Below are 18,094 nucleotides of genomic sequence, written 5' to 3'. Positions count from 1 at the left end.
TTCAGCTCTCCAGGTTCTGCACGATCGTATAGGTGCCCTCGCCCTCCATCACCGAGGCGAGATTGCCTTCCTTGCGGATGTTGAACACCACGATCGGGATGTTGTTTTCACGACACAAAGCGACCGCGGCCGCGTCCATCACCTTCAGATTGTCGGCGAGGACACGGCCGAAGCCGAGCGTTTCGTAGCGCGTCGCGCTCGCGTCCTTCTTCGGGTCGGCGTTGTACACGCCGTCGACGCTGGTGCCCTTGAACAGCGCGTCGCAGTTCATCTCGGCGGCGCGCAAGGCAGCGGCGGTGTCGGTGGTGAAGAACGGATTGCCGGTGCCGGCCGCGAAGATCACGATCCGGCCCTTTTCCATGTGCCGGATCGCCCGGCGGCGGATATAGGGCTCGCACACGCTCGCCATCGGGATCGCTGACTGGACGCGGGTTTCGACGCCCATCTTCTCCAGCGCGTTCTGCACCGCGATCGCGTTCATCACGGTCGCGAGCATCCCCATATAGTCGGCGCTCGTCCGGTCGAAGCCCTTGGCGGCGCCCGCCAGCCCGCGAAAGATGTTGCCGCCGCCAACGACGACGCACATCTCATGACCCGCCTGCTTGGCCGCCGCGATCTCCCCGGCGACGCGATCGACCGTCGCCGGATCAATCCCGAACTGCTGCTGGCCCATCAGGACCTCGCCCGATAGCTTCAGGAGGATGCGCTTGAAGTGGGGGATCGTCATCACGGGTCCGGGGCTGAAGTGGCGCGGACCTTAGGCGCGCGACCGGGAATTGCAAGGCGAATCAGGTGCCGGGGCACAACGACCCCGGCACCCGATAACGCGATCAGGCGCCCGGCTGCGGCACGCCCGAAACCTTGGCGACTTCGGCGGCGAAATCGCTGGCTTCCTTCTCGATCCCCTCGCCCAGCTGGAAGCGGACATAGCTGGTCAGCTGGATGTCGCTGCCCGCCTGCTTCGCGGCTTGCGCCACGAAGTCGGCGATCTTGGTCTTGCCGTCCATCACCAGCAGCTGGCTGAGCAGCGCATTTTCCTTGCGGTACTTGGCGATCGCGCCATCGACCATCTTGGCGACGATGTCGGCGGGCTTGCCGCTCTCGGCCGCCTTTTCGGTGGCGATCGCGCGCTCGCGCTCAATCACCTCGGCATCGAGTTCGTCCTCGCGCAGCGCGAGCGGGAAAGCGGCGGCGATGTGCATCGCGATCTGCTTGCCCAGCGGCTCCAGCACATCCGCGCCCGCCTCGCTCTCCAGCGCCACGAGCACGCCGATCTTGCCGAGGCCCGGCGCCACCGAATTGTGGACATAGGGCACCACCGCGCCGGCCTTCACTTCCAGCCGACGCGCGCGGCGCAGGTTCTGGTTCTCGCCGATCGTCGCGATATTGGCGACGAGCTGCTCCTCGACGGTCTTGCCCGAGGCCATCGCCGCTGCCTTGATCACCGCCAGATCATCGCCCTGTTCAAGCGAGATCTGCGTGACTTCGCGGACGAACGCCTGGAAGATATCGTTCTTGGCGACGAAATCGGTCTCCGAGTTCACCTCGATCGCCGCGCCCTTGGTACCGGCGACGGCGATCCCGATCAGCCCTTCGGCCGCGGTGCGGCTCGACTTCTTGGCGGCGGCGGCGAGGCCCTTGGTGCGCAGCCAATCCATCGCCGCATCCATGTCGCCGCCGGTTTCGGCGAGCGCCTTTTTGCAGTCCATCATCCCCGCACCGCTCTTCTCGCGCAGTTCCTTGACGGTGGCGGCAGTGACTTCGGCCATGATCCTGGTCCTTTAATGGGTTCAACATGATGACGGGCGGGACAGGCCTTCGCGCCTATCCCGCCCTTGTGTCAGTTCGGCGACGGTTCAGGCGTCGAGCGCGGGGGTCTCGGTCGCGGCGACGTCACCGGGCTGCTCGGCATAGGCCTCGGGCGCGACGTCGAGCGCCGCCTCGGGCAGCGGCTCGTCGAGCGCGCCGATGTCGCCGGTGTAGCGCGCCTGCGCTTCCTGGCCGCCACGGGTCGCGGCGATCGCGATCGCCTCGCAGTACAGACGGATCGCGCGGCTCGCATCGTCATTGCCCGGCACCGGGAAAGCGATGCCATCGGGCGAGACGTTCGAATCGAGGATCGCGACAACCGGAATGCCCAGCGTATTGGCTTCCTTGATCGCCAGCTCTTCCTTGTTCGCGTCGATCACGAACATCACGTCGGGGATGCCGCCCATGTCGCGGATGCCGCCCAGTGACAGCTCGAGCTTGTCGCGCTCGCGGGTCAGCTGCAGCACTTCCTTCTTGGTCAGGCCGGCGGTGTCGCCCGACAGACGCTCTTCCAGCATCTTCAGGCGCTTGATCGAGCCCGAGATGGTCTTCCAGTTGGTGAGCATCCCGCCCAGCCAGCGGTGGTTGACGAAATGCTGGCCCGAACGGCGCGCGGCCTCGGCGACCGGCTCCTGCGCCTGGCGCTTGGTGCCGACGAACAGCACCTTGCCGCCGGCGGCGACCGTCGCCGAGATGAAATCGAGCGCGCGCGCAAAAAGTGGCACCGACTGCGACAGATCGAGGATGTGGACGCCGTTGCGCTCGCCAAAGATGTAAGGCTTCATCTTCGGGTTCCAGCGGTGGGTCTGGTGACCGAAATGCGCGCCAGTCTCGAGCAATTGCTGCATGGTGACGACAGGAGCCGCCATAATCATTTCCTTTCCGGTTTCACCTCTGGGAAGCCGTGATCAGCTGCAAGCCGACACCGGTATGAGCGCTTCCCATGCGGGGTTGAGGCGGCGCGCATACGCCAGCGGCGCCGCGAAATCAAGGCCGGAGATGAAGGGTTGACACGTGGAACATTGATGGAACATAGTAGGATTACAAAGCGAACGGGAACAGCGCGTCGCGGTAGCGCGTTACGCTCGCCGCGAAAATGATGGTGTGACAGGGAGTTGGGTAATGATGGCTCTGCTCGGTACGGTCCTCTTCGGAAGCGCCTTGGTTCTGGTCGCTCAGATTTTCCTTGATACGTTGCTGCCCGCGCTCCCGCGGATCCTGAAGTTGCTGCGGAGCCCGGAAGTCGCGGGGGCGACGACCGCCGCTTTGCCGTCGCCGCGCCCGGCGCCTCGCGTCGTCACGGCGATGGCGCCTGCTTGGCGCGCCGCTGCCTGACCCGCGCGAAGGCCCGCGCGCTGAACGGGATGCTGAGCAGATACGCGCCGCTCAGGATCGAAAGCAGGTGCCAGGGCGCCGACGCGAAGGCGGCGCCTAGAAGCACGATCACCGCGATCGCCTCGAACCGGACCGCTCGTCGCAGACGGAGCGATCGTGGGCTGAACGTGGCGATGCTGGAGATCATCAGCAGGGCGATGCACGCGACCCAGGGCGCGACCAGCCAGGGCGCCCGCAGCGTTGGCCATCCACTCAGCAGCCACAGATAGAGCGGCAGCATCGCCAGCCCCGCCCCCGCCGGCGCCGGCACCCCGGTGAAAAATCCCGCGGATTTGTGGGGTTGATCGGCCACATCGATCGCCGCGTTGAACCGGGCCAGCCGCAGCGCGCAGAACACCGCGAGCAGGAGCGCGCTCAGCCAGCCGAAGCGTGGCAAGGTCTGGAGCGACCAGAGGTAGAGGATCAGCGCCGGCGCGACGCCAAAGGAGATCGCATCCGAAAGCGAATCGAGCTCCGCGCCGAACCGGCTTTCCCCGCGTACCAGCCGCGCGACGCTGCCATCGAGCCCGTCCAGCACGGCCGCGAGCAGCACCATCGTCACCGCGAGCGACCAATCGCCCGAAATCGCGAAACGCACCCCGGTCAGCCCCGAGCAGAGCGCGAGCGCGGTGACCGCATTGGGGGCGACGGCGCGCAGCGGCAAGCCAGCGCGCGGGCGACGGCGATTGCTCACGGGTGCCGCCCGCCGGGTCTTGCGCTCGCTGTTGCAGTCGCTCCCCTATCGAAGCGCCGCAACCTCGCCAAACCGCGCGGCGGTCGAACCGATGGCGGGCAGCCAGGCACCCGCCTCCGTCGGGAAAGACCATGCGGCGAAGCAAGACCCAAATTCCCGCGGTCGCGACGAAATTTGGGCAAAAAGCGCCCGCCCGCCACATTCGCCAGCGCGAATGCATTGCCGCGCCACGAACGCAACGGACATGCCCTATCGCTAAACCAACCGTTTATTGGGCCACCCCGACCGTCGGCGCCGCGCCGACCCGCGCGATCACTGTCTCGCCCGCCACCGCGCGCTGGCCGAGCGTCACCTGGCATACCATGTCATCCGGCAGATAGACGTCGACCCGGCTGCCGAAGCGGATCAGCCCGACGCGCTGACCCACGGCGACCATGTCGCCCGGCTTCACGAACGGCACGATCCGCCGCGCGACCAGCCCGGCGATCTGGGTGAAGCCGATCCGCCGCCCGTCGCGCCCCTCGACCACGATGTGCTGGCGTTCATTCTCCTCGCTCGCCTTGTCGAGATCGGCGTTGAGGAAGCGGCCAGAGATATAGACGACCTGCCGGATCGTGCCCGCGATGGGGGTGCGATTGATATGCACGTCGAACACGCTCATGAAGATCGACACGCGCAGCATCGGCGCGTCGCCCAGCGCCTGAGGGCCGGCGAGTTCGCGCGGCACAGGCACGCGCTCGATCAGCGTCACCAGCCCATCGGCCGGGCTCACCAGCAGATCGTCGCCCACCGGCGTCACCCGCACCGGATCGCGGAAGAACGCGGCCACCCAGATCGTCAGTCCGATCAGTGGCCAGGTGATGAACGACCAGACGAACAGCGACACGAACGTCGCGACCGCGGCGATCAGAACATATTTGCGCCCTTCCGGATGCACCTCCGGAAAGCGCCATTTGACACTGCCCAGGTGGCGGCTCGACTGGGACGGCGGTTTATCGGGATACCCCATCGGGCGAAGGCTAACCCGCGCCGTCTGCCTTTTCAATGCCGCAATTCTCCGCAAGCCGGACGTCCCCCGCGTGCGCCGGGCGGTTGATCGGCGCTGGCCTTGGCCCTAGAGCTTGCGCTTTCCCTCCCTAAGGAACAAGCGAGCAATCGATGGCGAAGATCAAGGTGAAGACGCCCGTCGTGGAGATCGACGGCGACGAGATGACCCGCATCATCTGGCAATGGATCCGCGAGCGGCTCATCCTTCCCTATCTCGACATTGACCTCGATTATTACGACCTGGGCATCGAGCACCGCGACGCGACCGACGACCGGGTGACGGTGGAATCAGCCCGCGCGATCCAGAAATATGGCGTCGGCGTGAAGTGCGCGACGATCACGCCGGACGAGGCGCGCGTCACCGAGTTTGGCCTGAAGAAGATGTGGAAATCGCCCAATGGGACGATCCGCAACATCCTGGGCGGCGTGGTGTTCCGCGAGCCGATCGTGATCCGCAATGTACCCCGGCTGATCCCGGGCTGGACCAAGCCGATCGTCGTCGGCCGCCATGCCTTTGGCGACCAGTACCGCGCGACCGATTTCCGCGTCCCCGGCCCCGGCAAGCTGACCATGAAGTGGGAGGGCGAGGATGGCCAGGTGATCGAGGAGGAAGTGTTCAACTACCCCTCCTCGGGCGTCGCGATGGGGATGTACAATCTCGACGATTCGATCCGCGATTTCGCGCGCGCTTCCTTCCATTACGGCCTCGGCCGCGGCTGGCCGGTCTATCTCTCGACCAAGAACACGATCCTGAAGGCCTATGATGGCCGCTTCAAGGATCTGTTCGCCGAGGTGTTCGAGGCCGAATTCGCCGACCGCTTCAAGGAAGCCGGCATCGTCTATGAGCATCGCCTGATCGACGACATGGTCGCCTCGGCACTCAAGTGGCACGGCGAATTCGTCTGGGCCTGCAAGAACTATGATGGCGACGTTCAGTCGGACCAAGTGGCGCAAGGGTTTGGCTCGCTCGGGCTGATGACCTCGGTGCTGCTCACCCCCGATGGCAAGACGGTGGAAGCGGAAGCCGCGCACGGCACCGTCACGCGCCATTATCGCCAGCACCAGCAGGGCAAGGCAACCTCGACAAACCCGATCGCCTCGATCTTCGCCTGGACGGGGGGCCTCAAATATCGCGGCAAGTTTGATGGCACGCCGGAGGTGACGGCCTTCGCCGAAACGCTGGAACGCGTCTGCATCGAAACGGTCGAGAACGGCAAGATGACCAAGGACCTGGCGATCCTGATCGGCCCCGACCAGCCGTGGATGACGACCGAACAATTCTTCGAGGCGGTGCGCGTCAATCTGGAAGCCGCGATGGGGAGCGTGCTCGCGTAACGTCCAGCGCCTTCGGCGTCGCCGCGAACACGGCGGCGCTAGGGCGGTGCGTCTTCATACGCCCTCCCCGCGTCTCATGCCTGACAAACCCGCCCCGCCCCGCTAGCATCGCGGCATGGCCCTGCACGTCTCCAGCAACGACTATTCCGATGTCCTGGTGATTCTGGGCGCGGCGGGGCTGGTGATCCCGGCCTTCGCGCGGGCGCGGATCAGCCCGGTGATCGGCTTCATCCTGGTCGGCGTGCTCGTCGGGCCGGCGGGGCTCGGGCGGCTGGCGGGTGAAATCCCGTGGCTGCGGCACATCACGATCACCGATCCGCCGGCGATCGAGCCCTTCGCCGAGTTCGGCATCATCCTGTTGCTGTTCTCGATCGGGCTGGAACTGTCGTTCCGCCGCCTGTGGGAGCTGCGCCGCGAGGTTTTCGGGCTGGGCGCGGCCGAGCTGTTCGTCTCGGGCCTGTTGATCGCCGCCGCGCTGATCCTGTTCGGCCAGGCGAGCTTCGCCGCGCTCGGGCTTGGCATCGCGCTTGCCTTGTCGTCGACCGCGCTGGTGCTGCCGATCGCGGGCGCGGCGACCCCGGTCGGGCGACTCGCCTTCGCGATGCTGTTGTTCGAGGATGTGGCGCTGGTGCCGATCCTGTTCGCGCTGGCCGCCTTCGGCCCCGGCGGCGCCGACAGCGCGGCGTTGCTGCAAGTGCTGCTGACGGGCGGGCTGACGATCGCCGCGATCTTCCTGATCGGACGGTTGGTGCTGCCCCGCGTCTTCGCCCAGGCCGCGCGGACCAAGAGCCCCGAGCTGTTCTTCGCCGCCTCGCTGCTGGTGGTGGTAATCGCCAGCCTCGCGACCGAGGCGGCGGGGCTGTCGCCGATCATCGGCGCGCTGCTCGCCGGGCTGCTGATCGCCGAGACCGATTATCATCGCGAGGTCGAGGTGATTACCGCGCCATTCAAGGGATTGGCGCTGGGGGTGTTCCTGATCAGCGTCGGGATGCGGCTCGATCTCGCGCAACTGGCCAAGGACTGGCAAGCGCTGCTGGGCGCGATCGCCGGGGTGGTCGCGATCAAGACGCTCGTCACCTTCGCGCTGCTGAAGCTCGCCGGGCAGCGCAATTCGGTCGCCGCCGAGACAAGCGTGATGATGGGCAGCCCGTCGGAAACCACGCTGATCGTGCTCGCGACGGCGGCGGGCAGCGCGATGATCGCGCCGGCGACGATCAATTTCTGGGAGATCGTGACCGCGCTTGGCCTCACGCTCACGCCGATGCTCGCTTCTCTCGGGCGGCTCGCGGCGCGCGCGATCGACCGGCGCCAGGGCAGCGACCGCCCCGAGGAAATCATCCCGCCTGAAGGCGCGGGGGTCGTCGTCATCGGCTTTGGCCGTGTCGGGCGGATGGTCGCGGACATGCTGGCGATGCACGGTAAAAGCTATGTCGCGGTCGAGGCCGATATCGATTGCGTCACCGCCGCGCGGCGCGAGGGCTATGCGGTGCTGTTCGGGGACGTCTCGCGCAGCGAATTGGTCGATCGGCTCAACCTGGGGCGCGCCCAGGCGCTGGTTTTGACGATGGACGATCCGGTGCTGACCGTCCACCTCACTCGCCGGGTGCGCGGCTGGGTGCCCAATCTTACGATCATCGCCCGCGCGCGCGACACCGACCACGCCGCCGAGCTTTACAAGGCGGGGGTGACCGACGCGGTGCCCGAAACCCTCGAAAGCTCGCTGCAGCTCGCCGAGGCGGTGTTGACCGACCTCGGTGTAGCGGTTGGGCCGGTGATCGCCTCGATCCACGACAAGCGGGACACCCTGCGCAAGGCGATCAAGGATGCCGCGGAGATCGAGCGCACGCCCCGGCTCGCGCGGTCTCGGCGGCGGCAGGAAGCGGCGGAATGACCGCGCGGGTGTCCGCCGAGAGCGTCGCAGGGCTGGAGCGCTTCGCCTTTGGTGACTCGGCGGCGCTTGCCGACGCGCTGCTCGCGCTGGTGATCGCCGGGCGAAAGACCGCGACCTGCTGGTCGGCGCACCATATTGGCCCGAGCGAACCCGGCGAACGCTCGGTCGTGCTCGATGGCAAAGGCATCCCGCGCGCGGTGATCGAGACAGTCGAAATACGCGAGCGGCACTTCGCCGAGGTCGACGCGGCTTTCGCGCGCGACGAGGGCGAAGGCGACTTGTCGCTCGATTTCTGGCGCCGGGCGCATCGCGACTATTTCGAGCGCAACGGCGGGTTCGCCGACGACATGCGGCTGTGGTGCGAACGGTTCCGGCTCGTCGCGCTCGTCGATTAAGCCCCCGCCCCGCCCCTAAAGCCCGAGATCGCTAAGCCCCGGATGATCGTCCGGCCGGCGTCCGAGCGGCCAGCGGAACTTGCGCTCGCTCTCGTCGATGGGATGTTCGTTGATGCTCGCGATGCGGCGCTCCATCAATCCTTCGGCGTCGAACTGCCAATTCTCGTTGCCATAGGCCCGGAACCAGCTGCCGCTATCGTCGCGATATTCATAGGCGAAGCGCACCGCGATGCGGTTGCCGGCATGGGTCCACACCTCCTTGATCAGCCGGTAGTCGAGCTCGCGCGCCCATTTGCGGCGCAGGAACGCCTCGATCTCGGCGCGGCCGGTGATGAACTCGGCGCGGTTCCGCCATTGGCTCCCGGGGGTATAGGCGAGCGCGACCCGCGCGGGATCGCGGCTGTTCCACGCATCCTCGGCCAGCCGCGCCTTTTCGGCGGCGCTCGCATCGGTGAAGGGGGGCAGCGGTGGGCGGCTCATTGGGCATTTCCTCTCAAACGTTCTACTTCGGCCTCCAACGCGGCGATGCGCGCGTCCCGCTCGCCAAGCGCGGCGGCGACGTCCTCGGCGTCGAATTTCTGCGGGATGTGCTGCGGGCAGTTCAAGTCCCAGGCGACGATCTCGAACAGGATCACCGCCTCGGCCGCCGCTTTGTAGCCTGCCGGCATCAGCTTGGCGTTGAGCGCGGCGTCGCCCTCGATCACGCGGGCGCGGCCCCAGATCTTCACCCGCCGGCGATGCGCATACTCCATCAGGAACAGGAACGCCTGCGGGTTTTCGGAGAGGTTGCCGGTCGAGATGTATTGTCGGTTGCCGCTATAGTCGGCGAAGCCGATGGTGTGGTCATCCACCACCCGAATGAAACCACGCGGGCCGCCGCGATGCTGGGCATAGGGCTGGCCATCGGCGCTGGCGGTGACGAAATAGGCGCTGTTCGCCATGGCCAGCGCTTCCAGCAACCGTGCGTCGATCGCGGTGCGGAATCCCCCTTTGGCCTCCATCGCCGCATAGGCACCGCGCGATCCGCGCCGGGTCTGCACCGCTTTCACGGCGGGCGTGAAAGCGACATCGCTCGAAGGGACGTTCATGACGCTCACCCTGCTTTGGGACCGAGGATGACATCGACCCGGTCCTGGTAGAACGCGACATGCCCGGCCAAGGCCGCGACTTCGTTATATGGCTCGGCATAGCTCCAAGCAACGGGCTGACCAGGCGACTCGGGCAACGCCCAGTAATCCGCATCACCCTTGAACGGGCAGTGCGTCTTGTGCGTAGGTATCGGGAGCAGCACTGTGATATCGACATCGGACCGTGGAAAATAACAAACGAGCGCATGATCCTGCTCATCGACCAAAATAGCCCGGTCGCTCGCGGCGAGCCGGCGCCCGCGGTGATGTGCGGTAACGCGATTGGAGCGCCGCAGCAGGTCGACGCGATAATCGGGGCGGGTGAGATAACCGGAGGGACGCATCGGCAGGTATCCGTTTGATGCTGGTTTTAAACCGCCGCGATCTCACCACCGTCGACGCGCAGCGTCGTGCCGGTGATCCAGGCCGCGCGGGGCGAGAGCGGGAAGGCCATCGCCTCGGCGATGTCCTCAGGAGTGCCGTAGCGGGTGATCCCGCTTTCGGCGGCGAAGCTTTTGGTAGCGGCGTCGAGCGTCAGGCCGTGTGCTTCGGCATAGCGGCCGAGCATAGCCCGGCGACGGTCGGTCATCACCGGACCTGGGAGCAGCGCGTTGACGGCGACACCATCCTTCTTGCCACGCTCGGCGAAGGCCTTGGCAAGCGCGGCGATCGCAGCGTTGATCGATCCCACCGCCGCGAACGCCGCTTTGGGGGTGATCGCCGAAGTGCCCGAGGTGATCACCACCCGCCCGCGCCCGGCGGCGAGTGCCGGCCAGGCCGCGATCGTCAGCCGCCGCATGCCGTGGAATTTGAGCGACAGTCCGTCATCCCATTCGGCATCGGTCATCGCGAACAGATCGGCCTGCGGCACCGCGCCGACGATGTTGGCGAGCGCGTCGATCCGCCCGAAGCGATCGGTGACGGCGGTGACGATCGCCCCCGCCGCAGCCGGTTCGCGCAGATCATATGCGAGCGGGAGCGGTGTTGCCCCCGCCGCCGCAATCGCCCTCGCGACCGGAGCGAGCGCCTCAGCGGTGCGCGCGATGATCGCGACCGCGCCAAAATCGGCGGCGAGCCGGAGCGCGGTCGCGCGCCCGATCCCCCGGCTCGCGCCGGTGACGATGGCGACCGTCGCGCTCATGGCCGCAGCGCCCGATCGACCAGCAGCGTGTCGGTATACATATCGAAACGCCGCAGCGTGCCGTCGGCGACGCGCCAGACATGCGCGAAGGCCGCGCGCATCGCCTTGCCGGTCTGCTTGGAGGTGCCGGCATAGGCGCCCAGGCTCACCACCCGGTCACCCTCGGCGATGAAATCCTCAGCGACCGCCGAGAAATTGTCCCAATCGCGCATCAAGGGCTGGATCAGCCTTTCGAGCACGTCGGCCGGGCGGCGCCAGGTGCCGCTGAAATAGGGGAAGCCCTCGGCCTCGGTCCATTCCAAATCGGGGTGCAGCAGGCCGAGCAGCCCCGGCACATCGCCCCGGGCGAGCGCGGCGTAGAAGGCGCGGACGAGATCGACGGTCTCGGTCATGACGGGAAACTCCAGGAAAATTCCGGGGAGCGCGACGGCTCCCCGGCACGAGATTCAGTCGATCGTGGCGAGGAAGCCCAGGCCGAGCGCGTTGACCACGCTCTGCTGGACGGGGGCGGTGGCATCGTTGACCGCATCCGCACCGAACGACTGGCCGACGATCGTCCGCACCGGGCGACCGCCCTTGGCGCTGAGCGCTTGCGCGGCTTCGGCATTGCGGCCGGCGGGATCGCGCATCGAGGCGTAGACCTTATGGCCGGCGGCGGCGAGCGTTTCGGCGGTGTCGCGACCAAAGCCCGACGCCGCACCGGTGATGAGGATGATTTTAGTCATCGCAAATCTCCCTGGTTCAAGCGGGGTTTGAGGTCAGTGGGCGAACACGCCCTTGATCTCGGCGGCAACCTGCGGGGCGTTTTCGTCGAGCACGAAGTGGCCGGCATCAAGCCACACCAACCGCGCTTGGGGCAGATCGGACAGAAATGCGCTCGCGCCGGCGGGGATGAAGAACGGGTCGTTCTTGCCCCACACGATCAGCGTCTTGGGCCGGTGGCGGCGAAACGCCTCGTGCCAGCTCTCATAGGCGGCGACATTGGTCTTATAGTCTTCCAGCAGATCGAGGTGCGCGGCGTCGTGGCCGGGACGATCGAGCAGCGCCTGGTCGTGGGTCCAATTGTCGGGGCTAATGGCGTCGACATTCTTCGCGCCGACCTGATACTGGAACTTGGTCGTTTCGGGCGCGAGGAAGGCGCGGGCACCCGCTTCGCTGGCCGCGTCGCGCTTGTCCCACAGCGGCAGGAAAATCTGGGCCGGCAGTTCGCCGACGCCCTCCATATAGGCGTTGGTGTTCTGGATGACGAAGCCCGCGACCTTCTCGGGCGCCGCGGTGAACAGGCGGAAGCCGACGGGGCCGCCGAAATCCTGCATGTACAGGATGTAGGAGCTGAGCCCGAGCTGTTCGATCAACCCGGCGACATGCGCGGTCAGATTGTCGAACGTATAGTCGAACTCGCTGTTGGACGGCGCATCCGATTGGCCGAAACCGATATAATCCGGCGCGATCACGTGGAAGCGATCAGCGAGCAGCGGGATCAGATCGCGGAACATGAAGCTCGACGTCGGGAAGCCGTGGAGCAACAGGATCGTCGAGTTCGCGGGGTCGCCCGCCTGGCGGTAGAAGATCTGGCGGCCGTTCACACTGGCGGAGTGGTAGGTGGTGCGGGGGGTCATGGGCTCTGTCCTTGGCTGTTGGTTCCAGCGAGGCGCCGGTGAGCTGGAGGTAGATCCTTCCGCAGAAAGCTAGTATTCTCTAGTTTCGGGAACCAAACTTCCATCTTGTGGAAGGACCGCCGTGGACCGTTTTGACGCCATCCGCACCCTGCTCGCGGCCATTGACGGTGGCAGCCTGTCTGCCGCCTCACGCGCGCTGGGGATGCCGCTACCTACGGTCAGCCGGAAAGTGTCTGAGCTGGAGGCCCATCTCGGCACCCAGATCGTGGTGCGGACGAGCCGCAAGCTGGTGCTGACCGACGCCGGCGAGGCGTTCGTCGCCGCCGCGCGCCGGATCATGGCCGAGCTGGAGGAGGCGGAGCGCGCCGCATCGGGCGAATACCGCGCCCCACGTGGCGAGTTGCTGATCACCGCGCCGATCCTGTTCGGCAAGCTGCACATCCTGCCGATCGTGCTCGAATTCCTTGGCGCCTATCCCGAGGTCGATGTCCGCCTAATCCTATCGGATTCGGTCGTCGATCTGGTCGACAATCACGTCGACGTCGCGGCGCGGCTCGGCCGTCTGCCCGATAGTGGCCTCGTCGCGCTGCGCGTCGGCACGGTGCGCTGGATCAGTTGCGCCAGCCCGCATTATCTGGCCGAACGCGGGACGCCGGCTACCCCGGATGAGCTCGCATCGCACGACTGTATCGCGTTCGAGGGGCTGCAAACCGCGCGCAGCTGGACGTTCGCGCCCGGCGTCGGCGCTGGGCCGGTCACCATCCGGCCGCGCCTTGGGGTCAACACCGCCGACGGGTTGATCGAGGCGGCCTCCGCCGGCCTCGGGGTCGCACGAATGATGTCCTACCAAGCCGCACCCGCCATTCGCGACAGGCGGCTCGTGACCATCCTCGACGATTACGCACCCGAGCCGATCCCGGTTCACCTCGTCCACACTGGCCCTCCGCTGCTCCCCCTGAAGCTACGCGCCTTCCTCGATTTCGCCGCGCCCCGATTGAAGGCGGCGCTGGCGGGGTTGCCGGGCTGAAGCATCGGCCATGCGCTCAGCCGCGAGCGCCGCTTGGGAGCGCGGCCAAGTGCGTCACGCTCTTACTCCCACTCTATTATCAATAGGCATCCCAAGACATTGAAATTACGCTATTAAAAATATTCTTTACGGCGATATACCGTCAACCGTCCCGCCAAAACGGCCGGCTTTTGAAATCATTGGGTTTTTTCGGGGGAACCCCAAAAACGGTACTTTCGGGGACTATCGTTGAGCCAAGGATGCAGGAAACAATCCGTCTCGATCCGTGCATTCCGCCGATTTTACGCTCTGAACCTATCATCAAGATGGTCGGTTGTCACTCCTGGGTCACGCTGGAGTGTCCGCGTAACACTCCTCCAGCGCAGCGGCACGGTTGGCAAAGGCGGCTCAAATCCGATCTGAAAAGCGATCATAAGCGTCGATCCGCCGAACCAAAGGATCAATCTCGCGCCGGTAGATCTCCGTTCTCAAAAAGCGCACCTCGGCCTCACGCTGGGCTTCGGGAACGTCAATGTACCAAGCGCGCGGCTGTGGGGCTGGGTCGCCATTCCAGCGGTATCCCCGCGCTTTGAGGACGTCCTTGAGATCGAAGGACGAATTCTCCGCCCAGACCCGCCAGGTGACGGTACGGGCGCTGTCCAAGAGTCGGCTAAGACCCGTAACACCGGATCTAGGCAGTTGCATCGCCAGCAACTCGACCGTCGCGAGACAGTCGTGCATCGCGCGATGGCGATCATAGAAGAAGCCGGCGGCCTGAGCGAGATAGGCGAGCTTCGCGCCCTCGAATCCTTCCGCTGCCCAGTCGATCTGGCTGAACGAGCAGGCCCACGGCTTCGGCGAGAACACATCGCAGAAGCGTTCAAGGAAGCGGCGGTCGAACGCCGCGTTGTGCGCGATGACGAGCGAAGCCGGCGCCGCGAATTTGGCCACCACAGCGGGATCGATGATCTGGCCAGCTACCATTTCGTTGGTAATGCCGGTGATCGCGGTGATTTCCGGCGTGATCGGCCCGCTCGGCTGACGCAGCCCTTGGAAGCTGTCGCCTACGCTGAAAACGGTGCCATCCAAGCCGTAGGTGAATGGCGTCATGGCGAGTTCGATGATCTCGTCGCGCTGAGGATCGAGCCCCGTGGTCTCCACATCGACCACCAGGCCAAGGCGCAACGGCGTACCTGGAGGCGGAATGGTACGAGGGTGCGGCTTGAGACGCCGAATGACCCGGTAATCTCCCGTGGCCTCCAGCGTCTGCGCCAAGGTCTCCAGATGGTCAGAAGAAGTCATCGTCCGGCGCTTCGTTTACCGCCATCGGCTCTCCTCCAGCCTCAGCAGCGACGTCGGCCGGACGGAGCGCAAGGCGAATGTCGGCGGCTCGACCTTCTTCGTGGAACCACAAATCGACCACGGCAGTATCGTCGCTGCGCGGCCGCGGTGATGCCTCCCGCACCTTGAATGTCGTCGGGAGATTGACCGAGGTTCCGAACACCAGCGCGTGCTGCCGAGGCAATGACGGCAATCGCTTCAGGACCGATTCTGAAATGAACGGCGTCATCTGGCGAATTTGGGAGAGATCGTCAGGATTCTGGATACGGTGAACCAGGAAGTTGGAGCACTGGCTGAGAACCGTCTTGGACAGCTCGCTCGGGCGTTGAGACGCTAGGAGCACGAACATGCCGTACTTGCGCCCTTCCTTGGCGATGCGCTCGAATATCTTGGTTGCGTCGATGGAAAATCGGGAAGGCGTAGAGGCAACATACCTATGAGCCTCTTCGAGGAGCAGGTGTATCGGAAAGCGGTTTCTTGGTTCCGCATGGCGAAGGAACCGAAAAAGCATGCGTGCGATGACCGCACTGACCAGCTCAACGATTTCATCTTCGACGGAATTCAGGTCAATAATAATGACCTGATTACGTTTGGTGAATGCTTCGCCGGCAGCCCTTTCCAGACCGACAATGTGGGTCAAGAACTCCAGATCGCTTACGGCCGCGCCAACGTCGGCACCTTCGTGACGCAGGAAGGCATATTCCGTCCGCTCCTGGAGAGATCTGAGCCGTGTGACCATGGACGAGCAGTAATCTCGGATTTGGCGGTTGCCGTGAGCCTCCTCATAGAGGATCGCAAAGTCGAGACACTCGTGCAGCTCATCAAAAGAGAATGGCGTCCGATTGTAGGCTGGTAAGGGTGCATCCTCCCGGAGCTTCTTCCTTACTTCGTCCAGAAACGCCGATTGGTTGTTCCCCGAAAAATTTCCATACTGAAAATTCGGATTAAAGCGGTTCAGCAGCGCCATATTCAGGTCATTCGTCGGATACTTCTGAAGAAGAGAAACGACGCGCTGAAACTTTGACACGGGGGAGTCACCATCCGCACCTCGAAAGCACTCGATGATGCAAGTGGCAACAAAGTGCTCGCGCAACGCCAGAGCGTCTGGCGTGTTGGCGTGGAAGAGACTTGTCAGACCCAACGCGGTCCGAAGGACGGGCAGTTGCGTTCGCTCGCTCGCCTGCAAAAGCAGTTCCCATTCTGCCATTTCCAGGAACCAGTGCGGCATCCGAAAGCCGGCGGTCGTCCCATCAAGGATTACGCGATGGACGCCGATGCCCCCGTCTTTGGCCAAAGGCGCAAGCGCTTCGTGATACTCGCCATTCACGTCGAAGACGATAAACGTCGCGCCGCGGGCGTGATGTTCGTCCGGCTTGTCGAACAGAGACTGCAAGACCGACGCAACCGTGCATGACTTGCCGCTGCCAGTGTTACCCAGGACGGCAACGTGGCCACCGAAGAACTCGTTCAGACGGACTTTGACGTCATAGTCCTCGAACACCACCGACTTGCCGATAGGCAGAACTCGGTATCGCGTGGCCCCCTCTGGTTGGCAGGCGCCCCCTTCCAAGCCGACTGACGGCTCGACGGCGGCCTCGGTCTCGAAAATGCGGTCCAGTTCGCCGTCCAGCGCATAGAGTGCGTCTGCATAGAGGGACGGAAATACGGACACGCCGAAGCGGAACGCGCCGCCACGCATCGGCAACATGCCGACAGGCACCACATCCAGATATTTTGAGGAGCCGGCCCGGTCGAAATCGCCCCGCTCAGACGGCGTGCTCGCGTCGCGCTCACGCAGACCGACAACCTCGACCACGACATATTCCGACTGCGACGCGATCATCAAAAATGACCCCAGCCGTGCCACATAATGCACGTCGTCGAAGCCAACGACCGTGAAATTGTCTGTGCCGGCGTGCATCTCGACGACAAAGCGGTCGGCCGCAACCGAGACCACCTTGCCGATCGCCCGCTTGCGATCGTCGTGGCTCATGCCTCGCCATCCTTCGTCTCGTCGTCCCTTTTCGGCGCCAGATCGGACAACACCTTGCGAACGGCGTCATCGATCCTGTCGCTGGGGCGCTGCGGCATGAAATGCTCGACGATCATGTCGAAGTAATGCGCCCTGGTTCCCTCGGCGGGGCCGTCGCCTCCGATGATCCAAATGCGCGGGTCGCGCAGCACCCGTAGCTTGGCGATCTCACCGTCCGTATCCGGCGCCGCGAAGATCACCAGACGGAAAGTCGGGATCGTCAGCGCCTGATAGATGATGTTGTTCAGGTGCTCGTCGCCGAATGCGTAGCCGGCCGTGATGAGAACGCTCTGCTCGCGCACGATCCGGGACTGAAATTCCCGGAACAGGTCCGCATAGGGCGAGCCAAGCGAAGAGTTCTGCTTCGCCGGCGTCGGATAAATCAGCATCTGGTTCGTGGACTCAGGCGGCCAGACCTCCTTGATCGGGAACAGCCCATGATCGTCCTCGGTCCAAGTGACCGAACCATGCAATTTGCAGAGATAGACGAAGGCGTCGACGGCGGTCCACTTGCGGCTGGCGACGTCGAGCTGCTCGGCCAGGGCATAGCGGAAGATCGCCGGGTTGAAGCGACGTTCCACCACGCCGGAAAAGCCGTTGGCATAGGGAATGCCCAGGCGATCCATCGCCAATTCGCTGAAATGATCGTAGTTGGTCGTGAACACCCACGGTCGGGGCAAGGACCGATCTCGCAGGACCAGTTTCTTGTAGAAGCGCTCGTAAAGGTCGCGCACCGTGGTGTCGCCCTCCGTGGCGAAGGCCCCTTGGGTGACACGGGTCCATAGGAAATCCTGGACCTTCTTGATGATGCCATCGAGAACAGCGCGGTAGGGGTGAAGATCGAGATTCTCGCTCTGGCGCAGCACGAACCGCTGCGCGAACAGCACCTCCATCAAGCGCTCCAGGTTCCGACTGTAGTCCTTCGCCAGGTCGATCCCGAGCGCATCAAGATAATCGAGTTCCGCCTTGGTCAGCCGCCATGGCGCCGGGGCAGCGCCGGCTACCGGCGGATCGCCGTAGAATCCCGCCGCCCGCGCCTCAAGGGTTTCTCCGCAAAACTCCTTGGCCAAGGGCGCCATGGTCGCAATGCCGAGTTCCTTTTTGTCCTTCATCAGGGAGGAACATCCTGCGCCGAGCAAAAACGCGATATTCTTGGCATTCATGGCCTCGGAAATCGCCTGGCGGGCGCTGTCGATTCCCTTGTTCCAGTCAAGTTCCGATGGATCGGCATCGCCGTTCCGCAGAAACTGGAATTTTCGCTCCTCTTCGACTTCGCTCATATA

General features: G+C 64.7%; 19 protein-coding genes. 4 read left to right on the top strand and 15 right to left on the bottom strand.

What is annotated here, in order from left to right; genetic code table 11:
* Nucleotide 1: 1 nt before the first annotated feature.
* The 5 genes from pyrH to K2X73_RS12495 form a co-directional block, all read right to left on the bottom strand.
* The gene (pyrH, locus tag K2X73_RS12515; RefSeq protein WP_294111353.1) at nucleotides 2-727 is read right to left on the bottom strand and encodes a UMP kinase; all 726 of its coding nucleotides are present in this window, start codon (nucleotides 725-727) and stop codon (nucleotides 2-4) included.
* Nucleotides 728-830: 103 nt separating this feature from the next.
* Nucleotides 831-1,769: a translation elongation factor Ts gene (gene tsf / locus K2X73_RS12510; RefSeq protein WP_294111351.1), complete on the bottom strand. Its 939-nt coding sequence runs from the start codon at nucleotides 1,767-1,769 to the stop codon at nucleotides 831-833.
* Nucleotides 1,770-1,856: 87 nt separating this feature from the next.
* Nucleotides 1,857-2,678 (bottom strand): 30S ribosomal protein S2, encoded by an 822-nt coding sequence (gene rpsB, locus K2X73_RS12505; protein ID WP_294111350.1) that lies wholly within the window; start codon nucleotides 2,676-2,678, stop codon nucleotides 1,857-1,859.
* A gap of 428 nt (nucleotides 2,679-3,106) precedes the next feature.
* A complete protein-coding gene (locus tag K2X73_RS12500) occupies nucleotides 3,107-3,877 on the bottom strand; it encodes a phosphatidylcholine/phosphatidylserine synthase (protein ID WP_294111349.1) in 771 nt (256 codons plus the stop codon).
* Between the two features lie 268 nt (nucleotides 3,878-4,145).
* Nucleotides 4,146-4,886: a phosphatidylserine decarboxylase gene (locus tag K2X73_RS12495; protein ID WP_294111348.1), complete on the bottom strand. Its 741-nt coding sequence runs from the start codon at nucleotides 4,884-4,886 to the stop codon at nucleotides 4,146-4,148.
* A gap of 149 nt (nucleotides 4,887-5,035) precedes the next feature.
* On the opposite strand from K2X73_RS12495, the gene K2X73_RS12490 reads away from it, so the two are divergent.
* From K2X73_RS12490 to K2X73_RS12480, 3 genes are all read left to right on the top strand, one after another.
* Nucleotides 5,036-6,259, top strand: coding sequence for an NADP-dependent isocitrate dehydrogenase (locus K2X73_RS12490; RefSeq protein ID WP_294111347.1), 1,224 nt, complete (start codon nucleotides 5,036-5,038; stop codon nucleotides 6,257-6,259).
* A 115-nt stretch (nucleotides 6,260-6,374) separates the two neighbouring features.
* A complete protein-coding gene (locus K2X73_RS12485) occupies nucleotides 6,375-8,150 on the top strand; it encodes a cation:proton antiporter (protein WP_294111346.1) in 1,776 nt (591 codons plus the stop codon).
* Entirely contained in the window at nucleotides 8,147-8,545 is a 399-nt protein-coding gene (locus K2X73_RS12480) for an ASCH domain-containing protein (RefSeq protein WP_294111344.1), read from the top strand. Before K2X73_RS12485 ends, K2X73_RS12480 begins: the two co-directional genes overlap by 4 nt.
* A 15-nt stretch (nucleotides 8,546-8,560) precedes the next feature.
* Here the strand turns inward: K2X73_RS12480 and K2X73_RS12475 are convergent, their stop codons facing one another.
* Genes K2X73_RS12475 through K2X73_RS12445 form a run of 7 tightly spaced genes read right to left on the bottom strand, consistent with a single transcriptional unit; the run spans nucleotide 8,561 to nucleotide 12,432 of the window.
* A complete protein-coding gene (locus tag K2X73_RS12475; RefSeq protein ID WP_294111342.1) occupies nucleotides 8,561-9,025 on the bottom strand; it encodes a nuclear transport factor 2 family protein in 465 nt (154 codons plus the stop codon).
* Nucleotides 9,022-9,633 carry a pyridoxamine 5'-phosphate oxidase family protein gene (locus K2X73_RS12470; RefSeq protein ID WP_294111340.1) on the bottom strand — a complete coding sequence of 204 codons (612 nt, stop codon included), beginning with the start codon at nucleotides 9,631-9,633 and terminating at the stop codon, nucleotides 9,022-9,024. The genes K2X73_RS12475 and K2X73_RS12470 overlap by 4 nt, the downstream gene beginning before the upstream one ends.
* A 5-nt stretch (nucleotides 9,634-9,638) precedes the next feature.
* A complete protein-coding gene (locus K2X73_RS12465) occupies nucleotides 9,639-10,016 on the bottom strand; it encodes a DUF427 domain-containing protein (protein ID WP_294111339.1) in 378 nt (125 codons plus the stop codon).
* A 26-nt stretch (nucleotides 10,017-10,042) separates the two neighbouring features.
* Nucleotides 10,043-10,813: an SDR family oxidoreductase gene (locus K2X73_RS12460; RefSeq protein ID WP_294111336.1), complete on the bottom strand. Its 771-nt coding sequence runs from the start codon at nucleotides 10,811-10,813 to the stop codon at nucleotides 10,043-10,045.
* Nucleotides 10,810-11,205 carry a nuclear transport factor 2 family protein gene (locus tag K2X73_RS12455; protein WP_294111334.1) on the bottom strand — a complete coding sequence of 132 codons (396 nt, stop codon included), beginning with the start codon at nucleotides 11,203-11,205 and terminating at the stop codon, nucleotides 10,810-10,812. The genes K2X73_RS12460 and K2X73_RS12455 overlap by 4 nt, the downstream gene beginning before the upstream one ends.
* Nucleotides 11,206-11,259: 54 nt before the next feature.
* Nucleotides 11,260-11,538: an SDR family NAD(P)-dependent oxidoreductase gene (locus K2X73_RS12450; RefSeq protein ID WP_294111332.1), complete on the bottom strand. Its 279-nt coding sequence runs from the start codon at nucleotides 11,536-11,538 to the stop codon at nucleotides 11,260-11,262.
* Nucleotides 11,539-11,571: 33 nt separating this feature from the next.
* Nucleotides 11,572-12,432 (bottom strand): alpha/beta hydrolase, encoded by an 861-nt coding sequence (locus K2X73_RS12445; RefSeq protein ID WP_294111329.1) that lies wholly within the window; start codon nucleotides 12,430-12,432, stop codon nucleotides 11,572-11,574.
* 121 nt (nucleotides 12,433-12,553) lie between these two features.
* Here K2X73_RS12445 and K2X73_RS12440 point away from each other — a divergent pair, with 121 nt between their 5' ends.
* A complete protein-coding gene (locus K2X73_RS12440) occupies nucleotides 12,554-13,459 on the top strand; it encodes a LysR family transcriptional regulator (protein WP_294111328.1) in 906 nt (301 codons plus the stop codon).
* Nucleotides 13,460-13,846: 387 nt separating this feature from the next.
* On the opposite strand, the gene K2X73_RS12435 is transcribed toward K2X73_RS12440, so the two are convergent.
* The 3 genes from K2X73_RS12435 to K2X73_RS12425 are packed head-to-tail and all read right to left on the bottom strand — an operon-like array spanning nucleotide 13,847 to nucleotide 18,091.
* Nucleotides 13,847-14,740, bottom strand: a complete 894-nt coding sequence (locus K2X73_RS12435; protein WP_294111327.1) for a 3'-5' exonuclease — start codon at nucleotides 14,738-14,740, stop codon at nucleotides 13,847-13,849.
* On the bottom strand, nucleotides 14,727-16,772 hold the full coding sequence (locus tag K2X73_RS12430; protein WP_294111326.1) for an ATP-binding protein: 2,046 nt from the start codon (nucleotides 16,770-16,772) through the stop codon (nucleotides 14,727-14,729). The genes K2X73_RS12435 and K2X73_RS12430 overlap by 14 nt, the downstream gene beginning before the upstream one ends.
* Entirely contained in the window at nucleotides 16,769-18,091 is a 1,323-nt protein-coding gene (locus K2X73_RS12425; protein ID WP_294111325.1) for an SIR2 family protein, read from the bottom strand. The genes K2X73_RS12430 and K2X73_RS12425 overlap by 4 nt, the downstream gene beginning before the upstream one ends.
* Nucleotides 18,092-18,094: the final 3 nt, after the last annotated feature.

It is taken from the genome of Sphingomonas sp. (assembly GCF_019746665.1).
Taxonomy (GTDB): domain Bacteria; phylum Pseudomonadota; class Alphaproteobacteria; order Sphingomonadales; family Sphingomonadaceae; genus Sphingomonas.
The sequence above is the reverse complement of the archived record's forward strand: the minus strand, read 5'-3'. Positions and strand labels throughout refer to the sequence as shown.

Excerpts from the sequence above, each read along its gene's own strand:
- K2X73_RS12470 (WP_294111340.1), bottom strand. The coding sequence starts at position 9,633 with ATGAACGTCCCTTCGAGCGATGTCGCTTTCACGCCCGCCGTGAAAGCG.
- K2X73_RS12460 (WP_294111336.1), bottom strand. The coding sequence starts at position 10,813 with ATGAGCGCGACGGTCGCCATCGTCACCGGCGCGAGCCGGGGGATCGGG.
- tsf (WP_294111351.1), bottom strand. The coding sequence starts at position 1,769 with ATGGCCGAAGTCACTGCCGCCACCGTCAAGGAACTGCGCGAGAAGAGC.
- K2X73_RS12480 (WP_294111344.1), top strand. The coding sequence starts at position 8,147 with ATGACCGCGCGGGTGTCCGCCGAGAGCGTCGCAGGGCTGGAGCGCTTC.
- K2X73_RS12475 (WP_294111342.1), bottom strand. The coding sequence starts at position 9,025 with ATGAGCCGCCCACCGCTGCCCCCCTTCACCGATGCGAGCGCCGCCGAA.
- K2X73_RS12425 (WP_294111325.1), bottom strand. The coding sequence starts at position 18,091 with ATGAGCGAAGTCGAAGAGGAGCGAAAATTCCAGTTTCTGCGGAACGGC.
- K2X73_RS12455 (WP_294111334.1), bottom strand. The coding sequence starts at position 11,205 with ATGACCGAGACCGTCGATCTCGTCCGCGCCTTCTACGCCGCGCTCGCC.
- K2X73_RS12430 (WP_294111326.1), bottom strand. The coding sequence starts at position 16,772 with ATGAGCCACGACGATCGCAAGCGGGCGATCGGCAAGGTGGTCTCGGTT.
- K2X73_RS12435 (WP_294111327.1), bottom strand. The coding sequence starts at position 14,740 with ATGACTTCTTCTGACCATCTGGAGACCTTGGCGCAGACGCTGGAGGCC.
- K2X73_RS12490 (WP_294111347.1), top strand. The coding sequence starts at position 5,036 with ATGGCGAAGATCAAGGTGAAGACGCCCGTCGTGGAGATCGACGGCGAC.
- K2X73_RS12450 (WP_294111332.1), bottom strand. The coding sequence starts at position 11,538 with ATGACTAAAATCATCCTCATCACCGGTGCGGCGTCGGGCTTTGGTCGC.
- rpsB (WP_294111350.1), bottom strand. The coding sequence starts at position 2,678 with ATGGCGGCTCCTGTCGTCACCATGCAGCAATTGCTCGAGACTGGCGCG.
- K2X73_RS12485 (WP_294111346.1), top strand. The coding sequence starts at position 6,375 with ATGGCCCTGCACGTCTCCAGCAACGACTATTCCGATGTCCTGGTGATT.
- pyrH (WP_294111353.1), bottom strand. The coding sequence starts at position 727 with ATGACGATCCCCCACTTCAAGCGCATCCTCCTGAAGCTATCGGGCGAG.
- K2X73_RS12465 (WP_294111339.1), bottom strand. The coding sequence starts at position 10,016 with ATGCGTCCCTCCGGTTATCTCACCCGCCCCGATTATCGCGTCGACCTG.
- K2X73_RS12495 (WP_294111348.1), bottom strand. The coding sequence starts at position 4,886 with ATGGGGTATCCCGATAAACCGCCGTCCCAGTCGAGCCGCCACCTGGGC.
- K2X73_RS12445 (WP_294111329.1), bottom strand. The coding sequence starts at position 12,432 with ATGACCCCCCGCACCACCTACCACTCCGCCAGTGTGAACGGCCGCCAG.